Genomic DNA, 16,035 nt, shown 5'->3' with positions numbered 1-16,035 from the left:
CCTGCCCGCTTACTTCGCCGCCTGCTGGTCGTCGACGAACGCCACCTCGACGCCCTTCTTCACCATGCGCGACAGCCGCAGCACGTCCCAATTGGTCAGCCGCACGCAGCCGTGGGAGTCGCTCTTGCTGACGCGGGAAGGATCGGCGGTGCCGTGGATGCCGTAGCCCGGCTCGGACAGCCCGATCCACATCGCGCCGACCGGATTGTTCGGCCCCGGTTTGATGTTGAACGGCTTCTTGGACTTCACGCCGCTGAATTTGTATTTCGGGTTGTAGCGGTAGTTCGGATTGGCATCGACGGTGTCCACCTTCAGCGCGCCGGACGGGGTCGGCTTCTCCTCGCTGCCGACGCTGGCGGGATAGAACGCCAACAGCGAGCCGTCCTGCGCGAATGCCTTGACGGTCTGGCGCTCTTTGTCGACCTCGAGGCGCGTGGCCGGCGTCGGCATCGCCTCCGGCGGCAGGCTGACGATGGTGATGGCGTCGCCGGCGCGATTGAATTTCTGCCCCGGATTGAGCTCGGCCAGCAATTCCTGGCTGATATGGAAACGCTCGCTCAAAGCTTCCTTCGGCCCGGTGTAGTTCAGATGCTTCAGCGTCTTCATCTGCTCCATCTTGGCCGGCAGCTTGGCGAGGAACGGCCCCTTCAGGTCCTGCGCGGTGAGGGTGTATTGCGCCAGCACCGGGTCGCCGGAATTGGCCTTGAGCTTGGCCCAGATCTCCGGGGTCAGCGCCTTGCCGGGCGGCAACGCATTTGCCTCGGCATAGGCCGCGAGCGCCTTCTCGACGTTCTCGCCGAACCGGCCGTCGATCTCGCCCGGCGAGAAGTGCGCGCGATCGAGCAGCACCTGCAGCTTGACCGCGAGCGGGCTGAGCTTGTCCTCGGTGGGGATCTTGCCGGAGAATTCGGCGGTGTTGATGGCGTCCGGCTGCAGCGCCGCCGCATAGGCCGGCTGAGCCAAACACAGCAGTCCGACAACGAGAATGATAGGATTCATGATGGACCTGGATTGGATCACTGCCGACACGGCGTGAATCCCATGACAAGATCCGGTGCGACGCCTGGTTCCACGGCCGTCGAAAGATCCTTGGCGCGGTCTAGCGCGAGACCCGTCGACCGCCTCGCGCTTGCGCACCCGAGCAGGCCTCGCCGACGTCGCGACCTCCGTCAGACCTCGCCACGAGCGCGATCGAGCCGACCACCGACGATCAGGCTGAACTGACGCGGCCAAGCCTCCGGTTGCGGCGGCTTGAACCGCGACAGAGTTTGCAGCTGACCTTGCAGACGGCTCGCCGCCTGCCGCAAGCTGCTGCGGCTCGCCGCCAGCTTGGCCAGCAACTCGGCTTTGCTCTCCGCATCGTCGAGCAGATCGACCGCCCGCGTAGCGCGCGCAAGATGATGAAACAATTCGTCGATCAGCGCTTTCCAGGAATCGCCCGACGCGCCGATCGAGGCGATGGCCTCTTGAATATCTTGCAGGGCAACCGCCGTCTCGGCTGAGGGCTCGGCGAACGCGCCAGCGTCGCCTGGCTGCGAGCAACCGGCCAGCGCAAGCGCCATTCGCCGCAACGCCGCGGCACGATCCGCACCGGACGACGCGACCTCATCGGCGGTCAAATCGTGCATCATCGTTACGCCGCGCGGACGCTGTGCAGGAATCTGCTGACCTCGGTCTTCAGCCTGCTGCTGTCGCGCGACAGCACCTGCGCCGCCGACAGCACCTGCGCCGATGCCGACCCGGTTTCGCCGGCGCCGTGTTGCACATCGGAAATGTTCGAACTGACCTGGCTGGTGCCTTGCGCGGCCTGCTGCACGTTGCGTGAAATCTCGCGGGTCGCCGCGCCCTGCTCCTCTACCGCCGAGGCGATGGTCGAGGCGATCTCCGACATCTTGCCGATGGTGGCGCTGATCTCCTCGATCGCGGCGACGGAGTCGCGCGTGGCGCTCTGAATGCCGGTGATCTGCTGGCCGATCTCGCCGGTCGCCTTGGCGGTCTGCTCCGCCAGCGCCTTGACCTCGCTCGCGACCACGGCGAAGCCGCGCCCCGCCGCGCCGGCGCGGGCGGCTTCGATGGTGGCGTTCAGCGCCAAGAGATTGGTCTGGCCGGCGATGGTGTTGATCAACTCCACGACGTCGCCGATCCGCGCCGCCGCCTTCGACAATTCGCCGACCCGGTCGTTGGTGATGCGGGCCTGCGTCACCGCGTCGTGCGCGATGCGGGCGGAGTCCTGCACCTGGCGGCTGATCTCGTCGACCGACGAACTCATCTCCTCGGTGGCCGAGGCCACCGACTGCACATTGGTGGAAGCCTCTTCGGAGGCCGACGCCACCATCGTCGCGAGTTGCTGCGAACGCGCCGCGGTGGTGGTCAGCGTGGTGGCGGAGGCCTCCAATTCGTTGGACGCCGAGGTTACGGTTTCGATGATCTCGCCGACCGCGGTTTCGAAGTCGTCGGCGAGCCGACTGGTGTCGGCCTTGCGCTGCGCGGCGGCGCGCGCCTCCAGTTCTTTCTGTTCGGCTTCCAGGCGCTGGCGCTCCACCGCGTTGGTCTTGAACACTGCGACGGCCTCGGCCATCTCGCCGATCTCGTCGTTGCGACCGACGCCGGGTATCGCGACGTCGAGCCGGCCGCCGGCGAGTGCCTTCATCGCATCGGTCATCCGGTGCAAGGGTTTGGTGATGCGGCCGGCCATGAAGACCGAGACCGCGAGCGTGATCAGCAGAATGACGGTCGCGGCGATCAGCGAGCGCTGCGTGGAAGCCCAGGTCTGCGCATCGAGATCGTCGATATAGACGCCGGTCGTGATCACCCAGCCCCACGGCGCAAAACCGGCGGCGTAGGACAACTTCGGCTGCGGCTTGTTGGAGCCCGGTTTGGCCCAGCTGTAGTCGACGAAACCGGAGCCCTTTTGCTTCACCGCGTCGACCATTTCGGCGATGAAACGTCTGCCGTTCGGGTCCTTGGTATGCGACATGTCCGTCCCGACCAAACCCGCGGTGACCGGGTGCATCAGCATCCTGCCCTGCATGTCGGTGACGAAGAAGTAATCATTGTTGCCATAGCGCATGGTCGCCACTCGCGCCTGCGCGCGCTTTTGCGCTTCGGCGACCGATATCTCGCCGCTTTGAGCCGTGGCGTATTCGTCCTTGACGATAGCGACGGCGAGTTCGGTGAGCCGTTGCAGCTCGACCTGCTTCTGCTGCTTCAAGCCGGACCCGAGTTCGCTGGAATCCAGAAATGCGATCCCCAGCAGCCCGACAAAGCCGAGACCGATCAGAACGTAAATCTTGCGGCTGATGGTGAATCTGAACCCAGTCGATAGCGCAGGCGGCATGTGTGTTTTCTCCGCGGGGCATGGTGGCAACGATTCCGCGTTCAGTGTGCCGGACAAACGTAAATGCCGACCCCGGCACGATAGCGCCCGCGGCGTACGGATCACGTCCGAGGCGGCGCGACGCCGTCCGCGCCGGCAGCTGCGCGAAAGCATCGCGAAAGGCTCGGGACAGCATTAAACTTGCGTTTCAGCACGTCCGTGCAACGCATTGGTTTTACACGCCGGAGATCATTTCACTGTGTGACGCGCTGCTCAAAATGCGCCTCGGAAGATCAAAAACAGTCAAGGTTTACAGCTAAGTAACCATTTTGATCAGCGTGGGTGATCCGTCGATCGGGTTGACTTTTCAGTGCTCACACGCGCATGGATAGCGCGATATGATCAAGAGCAAGACGGTCGCGCATACTCGCCTTTTCACTCGGCCTCCGGTCCACACGTCGCCCGCGACCATACCTTTTTCGTTTCTCGAACAGACCATTGAGAGCGGCGGCCTGGGCTTTGCAAAGTTCGATCCGTTATCAGGAAAGCTGGTGTCTACGAACCCGCGCTTCTGCCACATGCTCGGCTACGCGACGGGGGAGTTGTGCGACGGCAGTTTTACGTCCAAGTCTCTTACGCATCCCGACGATATCGAACGGTGTAACGGAGAATTGCAGCGGCTGTTTCGCGGCGAAATCGACTCTTACACGATCGACAAACGATTTTTGCGAAAGGACGGCTCGATCTTGCCGGCGCGCGTCACGGTGACCGCGCTGGAGCGCGACGGCGACAACTGCGCCGCCGAGATGATCGGCGTGATCAGCGCGCCGGCGGATACCAAGTCAACCGACTATCCGGCGCCGCGCCGCGATCAGCCGCGCAGCGTGGCGTTCTGGACCAAGGATTTTCGCACCAAATCGGCAAGCTGCTCGGAGGGGCTGAACATCCTGCTCGGCCGCAGCCTGAATGGTCCACCGCCGACCTTCGAAGATTTCGTTGCGCAGCTTCACCCGGAGGACCGGCCGCGCGTCCTTGAAGAGGCGCGACGGGTCAGCAACGGCATGGTCTACACCAGCGAGCATCGCATCGTTCGGCCGAGCGGAGAGATTCGCTGGGTCAACCAGACGGTGATGCCGGTGTTCGACGATCTCGACGAAGTCGTCGGCCTGGTCGGCGTCAGCCTCGACGTCACCGAAGCCAAGCGCGGCCAGAAATACAATTCGGCGACCAGCACGGTGCAGGCGGTGAAGCGCTACGTCGATCAGAACTGGGACAAGCCGCTCAACATCGCGGCGTTGGCCGCAGCCGCCAGTGTCAACACCCGCACGCTGTTCAAGCACTGCAAGCTGGCCTGGGGCTTCACGCCGAACGAGTACATCAAGCGGGTGCGGCTGAACCACGCCCGGGCGCTGTTGCAGATGCCGGAGAGGTCCACCACCGTGCTCGGCACCGCGCTGAAATGCTGCTTCCAGAACCAGGGGCATTTTGCCCGCGACTATCGGCTGGCGTTCGGCGAGCGGCCGTCGGAAACGTTGGAGCGCGCCCGCCAGCGCCGCGGGCGCTGACGACCAGCAGCAACATCCGGAAACGTGGATCGCGGTGTTCGGATCGGATCATGCGCCCACAATAGAGCGCCGCCGCTACGCCGCCTGGGTGCTCGCCAGCACCGCCTGCGACAGCACGGTGGCGTCGGCATAGGGCAGCGGCAGATAGCGCGCGCCCATCTCCTTGGCGATCTTCTCGCCCTGCGGCCCCGGCCGCGGCGACATATCGACCAGCACCGCGTTGATATTGGCGGCGCGCAATTGCCGCGCCGAGGCGATGGCGTCTTCCTCGGCCTTCGGCCGGCCGGGCGCGCCATCGCGGGCGATGTTGGCGCGGCCGTCGGTCATCAGGATCACGGTGGGCGTCTGGCCCTTGCGCTTGATGGAATCCGCCAGCGCGTAGGCGGCATCCAGCCCGCAGGCCAGCGGCGTGCCGCCGCCGCCGGGAAGCCCCGCGAGGCTGCGCTTGGCGCGCGCCAGCGAGCGCGTCGGCGGCAGCAGGATTTCGGCGATGGTGCCGCGGAACGCGATCATCGCCACCTGGTCGCGGCGCACATAGCAATCCGCCAGCAACAGCTCCACCGCGCCCTTGGCTTCGGCGAGCCGATGCAGCGCCGCCGAGCCCGAGGCGTCGACCACGAAGATGGTGATGGTCTCGGTGCGCTGCTTGAACCGCGCGATGCGGAAATCGTCCTTGCGGATCAGGATGCGCGGCTGCGGCGCCGCCTTGCCGCCGGCGGCGATCGCCTCTGCGGCGGTGGCAGCGGCTTCGCGGCGGCGCAGCGGCTGCCAGGGCGCTGCCGAGCGCAGCGTCTCGATCACGCTGAGCTTGGCGCCGGCGCGCAGTTCGCCGCGCACCGTGCCGGTCGGCCGGCCGCGCTTGTTGGATTTCTGCAGCTCGCCGGCCTTGCCGGAGGAGCGCGCGCGGGTGCGGCCCGCGGAGGCGCGCAGCGAGGCCAGCACGTCGGGCGGGATCGCCGCCTTCGCAGCAGCCAGGATCACCTCGTCGAGTGCGCGGTCGATGTCCGGAATCTGCTGCTCGTCCTGGTCCTTGTTGTCCTCGGAATTGTCCTCCGGCGGCGGCGGTTCTTCCGGCGGCGGCTCCGGCTGGTCCGGCTGTTCGGCCTGCGGGAAGTACAGCGCACGTGGCGCCAGCACCAGGCGCGCCGCAATCGAAATGTCTTCCTGGTCGATCTCGGTGTGGCCGCTCCAGGCCGCGGCGGCGCGGGCGACGCGGATGGTCAACAAGGGCGCGCGCAGCGAGACGATGCCCATCGCCGCAGCCGCGGTGACGATCGCCTCGATCTGCTCGTCGGTGGCGCGGATCAGCGGCAACCGCGAGCGCGCCACTTCGATGTCGGCACCATTGATCTCGAATTCCTCGGTGTCGCGGAACGAGAAGCGGTCGAGGTCGAGGTGGAACGCCAGCCGGTCGCGCAACCCGGCCGGGGCGAATTCGTCTTCCAGGCCCTCGTCGAGCGCCACCACGCCGAACCGCGCAGGCATCCGCAGCGACAGCCCGTCGCGCTCGATCAGCGTCTCATGGGCGTCCATCGCCGCGGTGACGTGCACCGTGGTCGAGGATTGCATCCGCTCGGCCATCGCCAGCATCAACACGCCGCCGTCGGCCTCGGCCAGCAACCCGCGTTCGGCGACCGGACGGCCGGAGACCAGCGTCGCCGACAAATCGAGGCCGCCGAGCAGCCGGCCCTCGGCGATATGCAGCGGCAGGTGCTTATGGGCGTCGTTGGGCGGCAAGGCGGCGCGCAGCATCGCCAGCCAGCGGTCGCGCACTGGCCCGGCGCGCGAACGCAACAAGACGCCGGTGCCGACCGGATCGACCGCGAACAATTGCGCCGCGGTGGCCGCATCGGACCATGCGACGGCCTGACTCATCCGAACACTTCGACGATGGCGCGGTCGACGCGGACGGTGGAGCCGGCGTCGTCGAGCGGGTTGCGCCGCAGCCGATGCCGCAGCGCCGAGGGCGCGATCTTCTTCAGGTGCGCGTCGGTGACGTGCTTGGCGTGTTCGATCGCCGCCAGTGCGCGGGCGGCGCGCATCAGGGTCAGTTCGCCGCGCAAGCCGTCGGTGCCAAGTCGCATACACAAGGTCGCGGCGCGTTCAAGGGCAGCATCGGACACCGTGACCTCGGGCAGCCGTTCGCGCGCCTGGGTGATCTTCTTGCGCAGCTTGGCCTCTTCCTTGGTCCAGGCGGCGAGGAACGCCGTGGGATCGCTCTCGAAGGCGTCGCGGCGGCGCACCACTTCCATCCGGCTCGGCAGGTCGTCGGGGGTCTTGACCTCGACCGACATGCCGAAACGATCGAGCAATTGCGGGCGCAACTCGCCCTCTTCCGGGTTGCCGGTGCCGACCAGCACGAAGCGGGCGGGATGGCGGATCGAGAGGCCCTCGCGCTCGACGACGTTCTCGCCGGAGGCGGCGACGTCGAGCAAGAGGTCGACCAGGTGATCTTCAAGCAGGTTGGCTTCGTCGATGTAGAGGAAGCCGCGATGGGCGCGGGCCAGCAGGCCGGGCTCGAACGCCTTCTCGCCGCGCGCCAGCGCGCGTTCCAGATCGAGCGCGCCGACTACGCGGTCCTCGGTGGCGCCGAGCGGCAGATCGACCACCGGCACCGGCACCTGCGCGGTCTTCAGCTTGCCGTGCTTGTCCTTGTCGCGGCACTCGTCGCAGAACGCCTTCGGCACGTCGGGATCGCAATTGTAGCGGCAGCCGACCACGACCTTCATCTTCGGCAGCAGGGCCGCCAGCGCGCGCACCGCGGTGGACTTGCCGGCGCCGCGATCGCCGAACGCCAACACGCCGCCGACCTTCGGATCGACCGCCGCGATCAGCAGCGCAAGCTTCATCTCGTCCTGGCCGACGATGGCGGAAAAGGGGAAAACAGTCGCCATGCTATGCTTTCGTCACGTTAAGCTTTGATCGTGGGAAGTCGGGTGGCGGGGCTGAGACTTACTCGGGCCGGGTGCGCTCGATGATCGCGGCGGCGCCCTTGTCGAGCAATTCGAGCGCGACCGCGCGGCCGAGTTCGCGGGGACGATTGGCCGGACCGCTGCGCGACGCCTCGATGAACAGACCGCCTTCTTCGTCGAGCACCGAGGCGCTCAGTGTCATCTCCGAGCCCTTGATGGTGGAGAACGCCGCCATCGGAGAATTGCAATGGCCGTTCAACACCCACAGCACTTCGCGCTCGGCGTCGCAGCTCAATCGCGCCACCGGATCGTCGATCAGTTCGAGATACTTGCGGATCTGCCAATTGTTCACCGCGCATTCCACCGCGACGATGCCCTGCCCGGCGGACGGCAGCATCTCCTGCGGCGTGAAATCATGCACGATGCGGTCGACGAAGCCGACCCGCTCGAGGCCGGAGCGCGCCATGATCAGCGCGTCGGCGGGGCCGACATGGCCGCCGTCCGGCAGCCGCTGCTTCTCGGCATTATCGAGCTTGCGCACGCGGGTGTCGGCGGCGCCGCGGAAATGGATGACGTTGACTTCGGGAAACAGCCGCTTGGCATAGGCGGCGCGCCGCACCGCATTGGTGCCGATGGTGTAGCCCTTGCCGCGGGACTTTCGCAGGTCTTCCAGCGTCAGGCCCTTGCGCAGCACCAGAGCGTCGGTCGGCGGATCGCGCGACAGCGTGGCGCCGATGATCAGGCCGGGGGTGTCTTCGTTGCCCGGCATGTCCTTCAGCGAATGCATGCAGGCTTCGAGCTTGCCGGCGGTCACCGCGGCGCGGATCTCGGCGACGAAGGCGCCGCCCTTGCCGCCATGCGGCAACAGCTTGCTAACCTGGTCGCTATCGCCGACGGTTTCGAATTTGACGATTTCGACGTCGAGCTCGGACGCTGCGGCGGACAATCGACGCGCGATGTCCTCCGTCTGGGCAAGCGCCATGATACTCTTGCGAGTGCCGATACGGACTGGAATTGCCACCGCTCATGCTCCATTCGACGACCGCGTGAAGGGCGCGGTATTCTTTTCGGGCCGGAGAGTAAGACCAGCCCGCGCCGGAATGCAAACGGATGGCCCGCAGTTTCCGGCGATTGTTGACTTTGGCCGCGAACCTTCTGTTTTCGCGGCGTATTCCGCGCACTGCGAACGGCTCGCAGCCGACCGCGCGCGTGCGGTACCTTTCGGCTTCTGTCTGTCGCAACGCAATGCTACTCAAGTCAAGCATGCCGTGCCGGAACCCCGTGTTTCAGCCGGACAACCGGCTGGGATTTTGAATGACTGCTGAGGTTTTGATTGGCGACGGCGCCACCCGGCTGGCGCCGCATCCGTTGCGCGCCGCGGTGCTGGGCGAGGTCCACGCCCGCCCGTTCACCCCGCTCCCGGTGCCGTCCCGCGTGATCCATTTCGCGTTCGATACTACAGGGCCGCGCGCAGCCGCCGATCGCGCCCATCTGGCCGCGTTCTGCGTCGAGCGCGGGCTGCAACCGCCGCCGCCGCACGAAAAGCATCACCGCATGCCGTTCGGCTCCACCGTGTTGCGCTGGGAACAGCATTCCGAATTCACCACCTACACCTGGGAGGTGCGCGCCGATCCGCTCGGGTTGCCGTTCTATCCCGACGCGGCGTCGTTGGCCTTGCCGATGCAGCTGGTGCCGCAGCCCGGTCCGCTGCTGGTCGCGGTCGATCTGCATCTGTTGAAGGACGATCCGCCGCGCACCGATCCGGAGCAATTGTTCGACCGCGCCAGCCTGGCGGTCGCCGAGAATTCCGATGGGGCGGCGCTCTATGCCACCGATTTCCAGCCGGGGCCCTGCGGCTTCGTGCGGGTGCTGGTGATCGACCGCGGCATGTCGGCGGGCCGCGCCGGCGCCCTGGTGCAGCGCGTGATCGAGATCGAGACCTACCGGACGCTCGCTCTGCTCGGGCTGCCCGAGGCGCAACGGCTGGCGCCGTCGATCGCCTCCTCGGAGCGCCGATTGGCCGAAGTCACCAACCAGATGCGCTCGGGCTCCGACCTCGCCGGCAACCACAAGCTTCTGGAAGAACTCACCGGGCTCGCCGCCGAGGTCGAGGCCGGCGCCGCCGAGAGCCTGTTCCGGTTCGGTGCCAGCCGCGCCTATGAGGAAATCGTCGAGCAGCGGCTGCACACCATCGGCGAACGCAAGGTCGGCGGGCTGCCGACCTGGAGCTCGTTCCTGGCCCGCCGGATGAAGCCGGCGCTGCGCACCTGCGTCACCATCGAGGAGCGGCAATCCAGCCTGTCGCTCAAGCTGGCGCGCGCCGCCAATCTGTTGCGCACAAGGGTCGACGTCGAACTCGAACAGCAGAACCAGGAACTGTTGAAATCGATGAACGCACGCACCCGGCTGCAGCTGCGGCTGCAGACCACGGTGGAAGGACTGTCCACCGCGGCGATCACCTACTACGTGGTCGGGCTGTTCGGCTATCTGATGAAGGGGCTTTTCGAGGCCGGCCGGCTGCCGGTCGACCCCAGCGTCGCGGTCGCCGCCTTCGTGCCGATCGCCGCGCTGGCGATCTGGTGGACGGTGCGCAGCATCCGGCGCCGCCACGTCGGCGACGAGGACTAGGCATGCACGGGCAATCCCAGAGCCGCGGCTGGAAGCAGCGCTTGGCAACGCCGGCGCGCTGGCTCGTCGCCATCGCCGCCGTCATCGCCATCGCCACAGCGCTGTGGCATTTGCAGCAGGCGGAGAGCGGGCTGCGGATCACCACGGCCACCGTCGGCGAAACCCCGGTGACGGTGTATCGGCCGCAGGCCGAAGGCCCCGCCCCGGTGGTGGTGATTGCGCATGGCTTTGCCGGCTCGCAGCAATTGATGCAGCCGTTCGCGGTGACGCTGGCGCGGAACGGCTATGTCGCGGTGACCTTCGATTTCATCGGCCACGGCCGCAATCCGGTGGCGATGAAAGGCGACGTCAACGAGCCGACCAAGATTACCGGCGTCTTGGTCGATGAACTCGGCCGGGTCGCCGACTACGCCAAGACCCTGCCCGACAGCGACGGCCGACTGGCGGTGCTCGGCCATTCGATGGCCTCCGACATCGTGGTGCGCTACGCGATGGCGCATCCTGAGGTCACCGCCACGGTGGCGGTCTCGGTGTTCTCGCCGGTGGCGACCGCGACCAGCCCGCGCAACCTGTTGGTGATCGTCGGCGCGCTGGAGCCGAACATGCTGATCAACGAAGGCTTGCGCATCGTCAACCTGGCCAGCGGCGGCGGCGCGGTGGCCGGCCAAAGCTATGGCGACTTCAAGGACGGCAGCGCGCGGCGCCTGGCGCTGTCCTCGGGCGTCGAACATATCGGCGTGCTGTACAGCCGCGACAGCATGGCGGAATCGCTGCAATGGCTGAACCAGGCGTTCGGCCATCAGGGCTCGGGCTTTCTCGACCGCCGCCCGCCCTTGCTGGCGCTGTTGTTCGGCGGACTGATCGCGCTGGCCTGGCCGTTGTCGCGGCTGCTGCCGAAAGCGGCAGAAGCGCCGATGGGCGCCAACTTACGCTGGAAGCCGCTGCTCGCCGCAGCCATCGTGCCGGCGCTGCTGACGCCGCTGATCCTGTGGAAGATGCCGACCGACTTCCTGATCATCCTGCTCGGCGATTATCTGACGCTGCATTTCCTGGTCTATGGCCTGTTGACCGCGCTGATCCTGCGGTTCGGCAACCGCGGCAAGCCGCTCGCCGGGCAAACCTTGCTGTGGCCCGGCCAATCGCGGCACCGCCATGGCAAAGCCACCTGGACGCCCGGCACCTCCAATCCGATCACCGCGCAAGCCTCGCTGACCTACGTCGCCATCGCGGCGCTCGCGGTCGGCGCCTACAACATCATCGCGATCGGGCTGCCGCTCGACCGCTACGTGTTTTCGTTCCATCCGATCGCGCCGCGGATCCATCTGATCCTCGCGGTGGCCTGCGGCACCGTGCCGTATTTCATCACCGCGGAATGGCTGACCCGCGGCGACGCCAGGCGCGGCGCCTATGCGCTGACCAAGTTCTGTTTCCTCGCCTCGCTGGCGATCGCGGTGGCGCTGAACCTGTACAAATTGTTCTTCCTGATCATCATCGTGCCGGCGATCTTGCTGTTATTCCTGGCGTTCGGGCTGATCAGCCATTGGAGCTACAAGGCCACCAACCATCCGTTGCCCGGCGCGCTCGCCAACGCCGCGGTGTTCGCCTGGGCGATCGCGGTGACGTTTCCGATGGTGATCCGCTGAGGGCGGCCCGGCTGGGTCGATGCATCCAACCGAAATCGGCCGTCATTCCGGGGCGCGAGAGCGTCAGCTCGAGCGAACCAGGAATCTCTGAACGGGTATCGCGAAGGCGATCGGGCACTTCGCCCAACCCGTCATGGCCGCGCTCGTCGCGGCCATCCACGCCCACAAGCGAAGCCTTGCGGGTCTCCGTGGATGGCCGGGACAAGCCCGGCCAAGACGTGGAGAGGTTCGCGTGCTTCCGATAAGTCGTGGAGTGGCCAATATCCGGAGGAAAGACGCGCATGACCGACCTCGAATTATGGCCCGCAGACGGCACGAGGAACTGGCAGCTGATCACCGACGCGGTGATGGGCGGGATTTCGCGCGGCGCCATCGCCGAGGAGATCGTCGACGGTCGCGCCGCGGTGCGGATGCGCGGCGCGGTGTCGACCGACAACAACGGCGGCTTCATCCAGATCGCGCTCGACCTCGCCGCGGCGGGCGCCATGATCGACGCCTCTGGCTTCGAAGGGATCGCGCTCGACGTCGCCGGCAATGGCGAGAGCTACGGCGTGCATCTGCGCACCCCGGACGTCAGCCGGCCGCAGCAATCCTGGCGGCAGGGCTTTGTTGCGACGCGGGAGTGGCAAACCATCCTGTTGCCATTCGCGCAATTTGTTCCGCATCGCATCGACATTGCGCTCGATCCCAGCCGGCTGCGGCGGATCGGCCTGGTGGCGATCGGCCGCGAATTTGACGCAGATCTATCGGTGGCGCGGCTGGCGCTGTATGGATCGACAACAGCCTGACTTATGGCGAATGGCGGCGGTCACCGCCGGTTCTTAGAAATGCGGCTCGCCCGAAGCAGACGCGGCGTGAACGCCCAGCCAGGACTTGAGACGCGCATGGCAGATCTGGCCGATCCAGTTCCCGCGGTGTGGACCCCGCCTCTGGCCGAGCCGGTGGCGCGCGAGTTGTGCACCGATTGCGGGGTGTCGCGCACCAGCGATCCCAAGCAATGCGGCCAGGCCTGCCAGTTCATCAAACCGGACTATCCGGCGATGGAATTGCGCGTCCACGGCCGGGTGCGCGATCCCGCCAAGCCCGACGAAGCTTTCTTCGGCCCGTTCCGCCGCATGGTGCGCGCGGCGATGAAACAGCCGCGGCAGGGCGCGCAATGGACCGGCATCACCACAATGATCGGCGAGCGGCTGTTGCAGACCGGCGCGGTCGACGCGGTGCTGACCATGGCGCAGGACCCCGACGACAAATGGAAGCCGATGCCGGTGATCGTCACCAAAGCGGAGGGCATGAAGGCCTGCCGCGGCATGCGGATGGGCTACGCGCCACTGTTGTCGCTGCTGGAGCCGGCGCGCGACGCCGGCCACAAGCGGATCGCGGTGATCGGGATTCCCTGCCAGATCTACGCGCTGCGGCAACTCGAACAGAAACTCGGCTTCGAAAAGCTCTACGCGATCGGCACGCCGTGTTCCGACAATACCACGACGGAGAGCTTCCACCAGTTCCTCGATCTGCTGTCGGACAAGCCCGACAGCATCACCTATCTGGAATTTCGCGCCGACTATCATGTCGAGCTGCGCTTCGATGACGGAAGGGTGAAGGAGATTCCGTTCCTGCTGCTGCCGATCTCCAAGCTGCCGCCGGATTTCTTTCCGATGACCTGCCGCACCTGCGTCGACTACACCAATACGCTGGCGGACATCACCGTCGGCTATATGGGCGGCCAGGGCGAACAGTGGCTGCTGATCCGCAACGAACGCGGCGAGGAATTGCTGCGCGTGCTTGGCGACGAGGTGAGGCTCAGCGAACCCGGCAGCGCCGGCAAGCGCACAGCCCCGGTGAAGGGCTTCATGAAGAACGTCGAACTCGCCGCTGGCGGCCTTCCGGTGCGCGGCATGCCGAACTGGCTGCGCCCGTTGATGGGCTGGCTGATGCCCAAAGTGGGTCCGCGCGGGCTGGAATTCGCCCGCACCCGGGTCGAGATGAAGGCGATCGAGAGCGTGCTGCATCTGCGCCGGCAATATCCGCAACGCATCAAGAACATGGTACCGGCGCACGTCTGGGCGCTGGTAAAACCATACGGTATCGAGCCGCAAGACGGCGAGCGCAAGTAACAACCTCCTCCGCTGCGACACCGTGACGGGAACCCGCCTGCTCCGCGGCGGTTGTCTGGCATCGCTGCTACAGCCTGCGGCGGGCCGGCGGCGCCTAACCCGTGGAGGATAATGTGGACCAGGACCTACTCGATCATTTGAAGACGCTGCACACCGCGGCGATCGACGCCCGCAACGGCTATCAGGAAGCGCTCGAGGATGCCGAAGGCCGCGGCCTGACCGGGCTGTTCAACGAAATGATCGCGCTGCACGAAGCCAACGCCCGCGAACTCGGCGCTGAACTCACCGCGGCCGGCGAAACGCCGGACAATGACGGTTCGTTCATGAGCATCGTTCACCGCACCATCATGAACGTGCGATCGCTGTTCAATGGCCTCGACGGCAGCGTCCTGCCGGGCCTGATCGACGGCGAGAAGCGCAACGTTTCCAAGTACGACGACGCGTTGCAGACGGCGGCCGCGCCGACTTCGATCGCCGCGTTGCTGACTTCGCAGCGCAGCAAGATCCAGCAGAAGATCGCCAAGATGGAAGTCGAACAGGCGGACTACGAACGCGCCTCCGCCAGCACCTGAACCGAGTCGCTCGTGGCTCTTGATTGAGGATGATGTTTCCCGAAAACCGCAATCCGGGACTCCCAAACCGAAAACCTCTGAGACGATGATCTGAGCGATCGATCTGAGACGACGATGCCAACCAGCTCCGCGCAAGCGGGGCTGGTTTTTTCGGGCGGCCGCCAAGGGTGAAGTCAAAATGAAATCGGGGGCCGAGGCCCCCGATCCGATCACCAAGAGGTGATTGCGCTTACTTGGTCGGGGTGCCGGTGTTGCCCGGCGAGGCGCCGACGCCAGTGTCAGAGCCGGTCGGCGCGACGCGGTTGTCAGTGCCCGGATTGGCCGGCTGATAGCGCTTCGGCTGGTTGAACGACCCCGGATCCTGCATGTTGCCCTGGCCCTGTCCCGTGGTGGTGCCGACCTGACCGGGCAGCTGCGCGGTTTCGACGCTCGGCTTGTTGTTCTGGCCGACGGCCAGCAGGCCCATGGCGATCAAGGCGAACGCGGTGATCCCGAGCAGCTCGGGCAGAGCTCCGCTCGGCGCGGCGCCGCGGCTGCGACCATCGCCTTCCAGCGCATTTTCCGCCGCCTCACGGTTCGAACGCGAACGAATGAAATTGAGAAATACCGCGCCGACAATCACGACGCCGGCAGCAAGCGTGAAGAACATCAGCCAGCTGATGGGTTGGTCACCGTTCATAAGATCCTCCAAGGGGTTTGCAGATTTCAGCAAAAGTAACGGAGGATGTTTGGTTTGGTTCCAGAGCCAACGACGTCGCGACTCACGCGCCGAGGAGCGCCCGCGGCACGGCGTTCGAAGGGGCTATTCGGCCCGGCTAACGATCGGACTATATGTCCGGCAGCACGCTTAGCGCAGGCCAAACGCGGGGCCGGCTCACGTGGTCGGCACCCACGTCGTTGAAACGAGACTGGCGACACCGATCGCGGCGGCCGGCTTGCGGCGCGGCACAAAAACAAACGCCGCAGGCATTGCTGCCCGCGGCGTTTGGTTTGACAGGCCGGCGTTGGGTTTACTTGCCGAGCAGCAGCAGCGAACCGGAGAACGACTTGTACTCGCCCTCTTGCTGCAGCAGCAGCGGAGAGCCCGAGAAGAACGTGTTGCTGTCGATCAGCAGCGGCATGCCTGAGAACGACTTGTACTCACCCTTCTGCTCGAGAACGAGCGGGGTGCCGGAATAGGTCTTGTCGCTGTCGACCAGCAGCGGCGTGCCGGAATAGAACTTGTTGCTGTCGGCGAGCAGCGGCGTGCCGGAATAGGACTGATAAGAATCGTTGGACATTTTTT

At 66.0% G+C, this 16,035-nt stretch carries 14 protein-coding genes; 6 read left to right on the top strand and 8 right to left on the bottom strand.

Annotation, left to right across the window (positions count from 1 at the left end):
- Nucleotides 1–9: 9 nt before the first annotated feature.
- The 3 genes from RPC_RS06315 to RPC_RS06305 form a co-directional block, all read right to left on the bottom strand.
- On the bottom strand, nt 10–999 hold the full coding sequence (locus tag RPC_RS06315) for a L,D-transpeptidase (RefSeq protein ID WP_011471722.1): 990 nt from the start codon (nt 997–999) through the stop codon (nt 10–12).
- 170 nt (nt 1,000–1,169) lie between these two features.
- The gene (locus tag RPC_RS06310; protein ID WP_011471721.1) at nt 1,170–1,631 is read right to left on the bottom strand and encodes a hypothetical protein; all 462 of its coding nucleotides are present in this window, start codon (nt 1,629–1,631) and stop codon (nt 1,170–1,172) included.
- Between the two features lie 2 nt (nt 1,632–1,633).
- Nucleotides 1,634–3,337, bottom strand: a complete 1,704-nt coding sequence (locus RPC_RS06305; RefSeq protein WP_011471720.1) for a cache domain-containing protein — start codon at nt 3,335–3,337, stop codon at nt 1,634–1,636.
- 377 nt (nt 3,338–3,714) lie between these two features.
- Between RPC_RS06305 and RPC_RS06300 the strand changes: the two genes are divergently transcribed.
- On the top strand, nt 3,715–4,881 hold the full coding sequence (locus RPC_RS06300; RefSeq protein WP_011471719.1) for a helix-turn-helix domain-containing protein: 1,167 nt from the start codon (nt 3,715–3,717) through the stop codon (nt 4,879–4,881).
- 75 nt (nt 4,882–4,956) lie between these two features.
- On the opposite strand, the gene RPC_RS06295 is transcribed toward RPC_RS06300, so the two are convergent.
- From RPC_RS06295 to hemC, 3 genes are read right to left on the bottom strand one after another with little or no spacing between them, the layout of a single operon-like run.
- Nucleotides 4,957–6,756 (bottom strand): magnesium chelatase subunit D, encoded by a 1,800-nt coding sequence (locus RPC_RS06295; RefSeq protein WP_011471718.1) that lies wholly within the window; start codon nt 6,754–6,756, stop codon nt 4,957–4,959.
- Nucleotides 6,753–7,775: a magnesium chelatase ATPase subunit I gene (bchI, locus tag RPC_RS06290; protein ID WP_011471717.1), complete on the bottom strand. Its 1,023-nt coding sequence runs from the start codon at nt 7,773–7,775 to the stop codon at nt 6,753–6,755. Before bchI ends, RPC_RS06295 begins: the two co-directional genes overlap by 4 nt.
- 58 nt (nt 7,776–7,833) lie before the next feature.
- Nucleotides 7,834–8,814 carry a hydroxymethylbilane synthase gene (gene hemC / locus RPC_RS06285; RefSeq protein ID WP_011471716.1) on the bottom strand — a complete coding sequence of 327 codons (981 nt, stop codon included), beginning with the start codon at nt 8,812–8,814 and terminating at the stop codon, nt 7,834–7,836.
- A gap of 293 nt (nt 8,815–9,107) precedes the next feature.
- Here hemC and RPC_RS06280 point away from each other — a divergent pair, with 293 nt between their 5' ends.
- The 5 genes from RPC_RS06280 to RPC_RS06260 all read left to right on the top strand — a co-directional run bounded on the left by RPC_RS06280 (nt 9,108) and on the right by RPC_RS06260 (nt 14,750).
- A complete protein-coding gene (locus tag RPC_RS06280; RefSeq protein ID WP_011471715.1) occupies nt 9,108–10,421 on the top strand; it encodes a DUF3422 family protein in 1,314 nt (437 codons plus the stop codon).
- A gap of 2 nt (nt 10,422–10,423) precedes the next feature.
- Nucleotides 10,424–12,064, top strand: coding sequence for a dienelactone hydrolase family protein (locus RPC_RS06275; RefSeq protein ID WP_011471714.1), 1,641 nt, complete (start codon nt 10,424–10,426; stop codon nt 12,062–12,064).
- Between the two features lie 281 nt (nt 12,065–12,345).
- Nucleotides 12,346–12,852, top strand: coding sequence for a CIA30 family protein (locus tag RPC_RS06270; protein ID WP_011471713.1), 507 nt, complete (start codon nt 12,346–12,348; stop codon nt 12,850–12,852).
- Nucleotides 12,853–12,948: 96 nt separating this feature from the next.
- A complete protein-coding gene (locus RPC_RS06265; protein WP_011471712.1) occupies nt 12,949–14,178 on the top strand; it encodes a Coenzyme F420 hydrogenase/dehydrogenase, beta subunit C-terminal domain in 1,230 nt (409 codons plus the stop codon).
- A 113-nt stretch (nt 14,179–14,291) separates the two neighbouring features.
- Nucleotides 14,292–14,750, top strand: a complete 459-nt coding sequence (locus RPC_RS06260) for a ferritin-like domain-containing protein (RefSeq protein ID WP_011471711.1) — start codon at nt 14,292–14,294, stop codon at nt 14,748–14,750.
- A gap of 229 nt (nt 14,751–14,979) precedes the next feature.
- On the opposite strand, the gene RPC_RS06255 is transcribed toward RPC_RS06260, so the two are convergent.
- Nucleotides 14,980–15,429, bottom strand: coding sequence for a hypothetical protein (locus RPC_RS06255; protein ID WP_011471710.1), 450 nt, complete (start codon nt 15,427–15,429; stop codon nt 14,980–14,982).
- Nucleotides 15,430–15,760: 331 nt separating this feature from the next.
- Nucleotides 15,761–16,030: a hypothetical protein gene (locus RPC_RS06250; protein WP_011471709.1), complete on the bottom strand. Its 270-nt coding sequence runs from the start codon at nt 16,028–16,030 to the stop codon at nt 15,761–15,763.
- Between the last annotated feature and the right edge of the window lie 5 nt (nt 16,031–16,035).

It is taken from the genome of Rhodopseudomonas palustris BisB18 (assembly GCF_000013745.1).
GTDB lineage: Bacteria > Pseudomonadota > Alphaproteobacteria > Rhizobiales > Xanthobacteraceae > Rhodopseudomonas_A > Rhodopseudomonas_A palustris_F.
Note: the sequence above shows the minus strand (reverse complement) of the source record. Positions and strands in the feature narration are given on the sequence as shown.

Excerpts from the sequence above, each read along its gene's own strand:
- RPC_RS06270 (WP_011471713.1), top strand. The coding sequence starts at position 12,346 with ATGACCGACCTCGAATTATGGCCCGCAGACGGCACGAGGAACTGGCAG.
- bchI (WP_011471717.1), bottom strand. The coding sequence starts at position 7,775 with ATGGCGACTGTTTTCCCCTTTTCCGCCATCGTCGGCCAGGACGAGATG.
- RPC_RS06305 (WP_011471720.1), bottom strand. The coding sequence starts at position 3,337 with ATGCCGCCTGCGCTATCGACTGGGTTCAGATTCACCATCAGCCGCAAG.
- RPC_RS06310 (WP_011471721.1), bottom strand. The coding sequence starts at position 1,631 with ATGATGCACGATTTGACCGCCGATGAGGTCGCGTCGTCCGGTGCGGAT.
- RPC_RS06300 (WP_011471719.1), top strand. The coding sequence starts at position 3,715 with ATGATCAAGAGCAAGACGGTCGCGCATACTCGCCTTTTCACTCGGCCT.
- RPC_RS06275 (WP_011471714.1), top strand. The coding sequence starts at position 10,424 with ATGCACGGGCAATCCCAGAGCCGCGGCTGGAAGCAGCGCTTGGCAACG.
- RPC_RS06265 (WP_011471712.1), top strand. The coding sequence starts at position 12,949 with ATGGCAGATCTGGCCGATCCAGTTCCCGCGGTGTGGACCCCGCCTCTG.
- RPC_RS06250 (WP_011471709.1), bottom strand. The coding sequence starts at position 16,030 with ATGTCCAACGATTCTTATCAGTCCTATTCCGGCACGCCGCTGCTCGCC.
- RPC_RS06280 (WP_011471715.1), top strand. The coding sequence starts at position 9,108 with ATGACTGCTGAGGTTTTGATTGGCGACGGCGCCACCCGGCTGGCGCCG.
- RPC_RS06295 (WP_011471718.1), bottom strand. The coding sequence starts at position 6,756 with ATGAGTCAGGCCGTCGCATGGTCCGATGCGGCCACCGCGGCGCAATTG.
- RPC_RS06315 (WP_011471722.1), bottom strand. The coding sequence starts at position 999 with ATGAATCCTATCATTCTCGTTGTCGGACTGCTGTGTTTGGCTCAGCCG.
- RPC_RS06255 (WP_011471710.1), bottom strand. The coding sequence starts at position 15,429 with ATGAACGGTGACCAACCCATCAGCTGGCTGATGTTCTTCACGCTTGCT.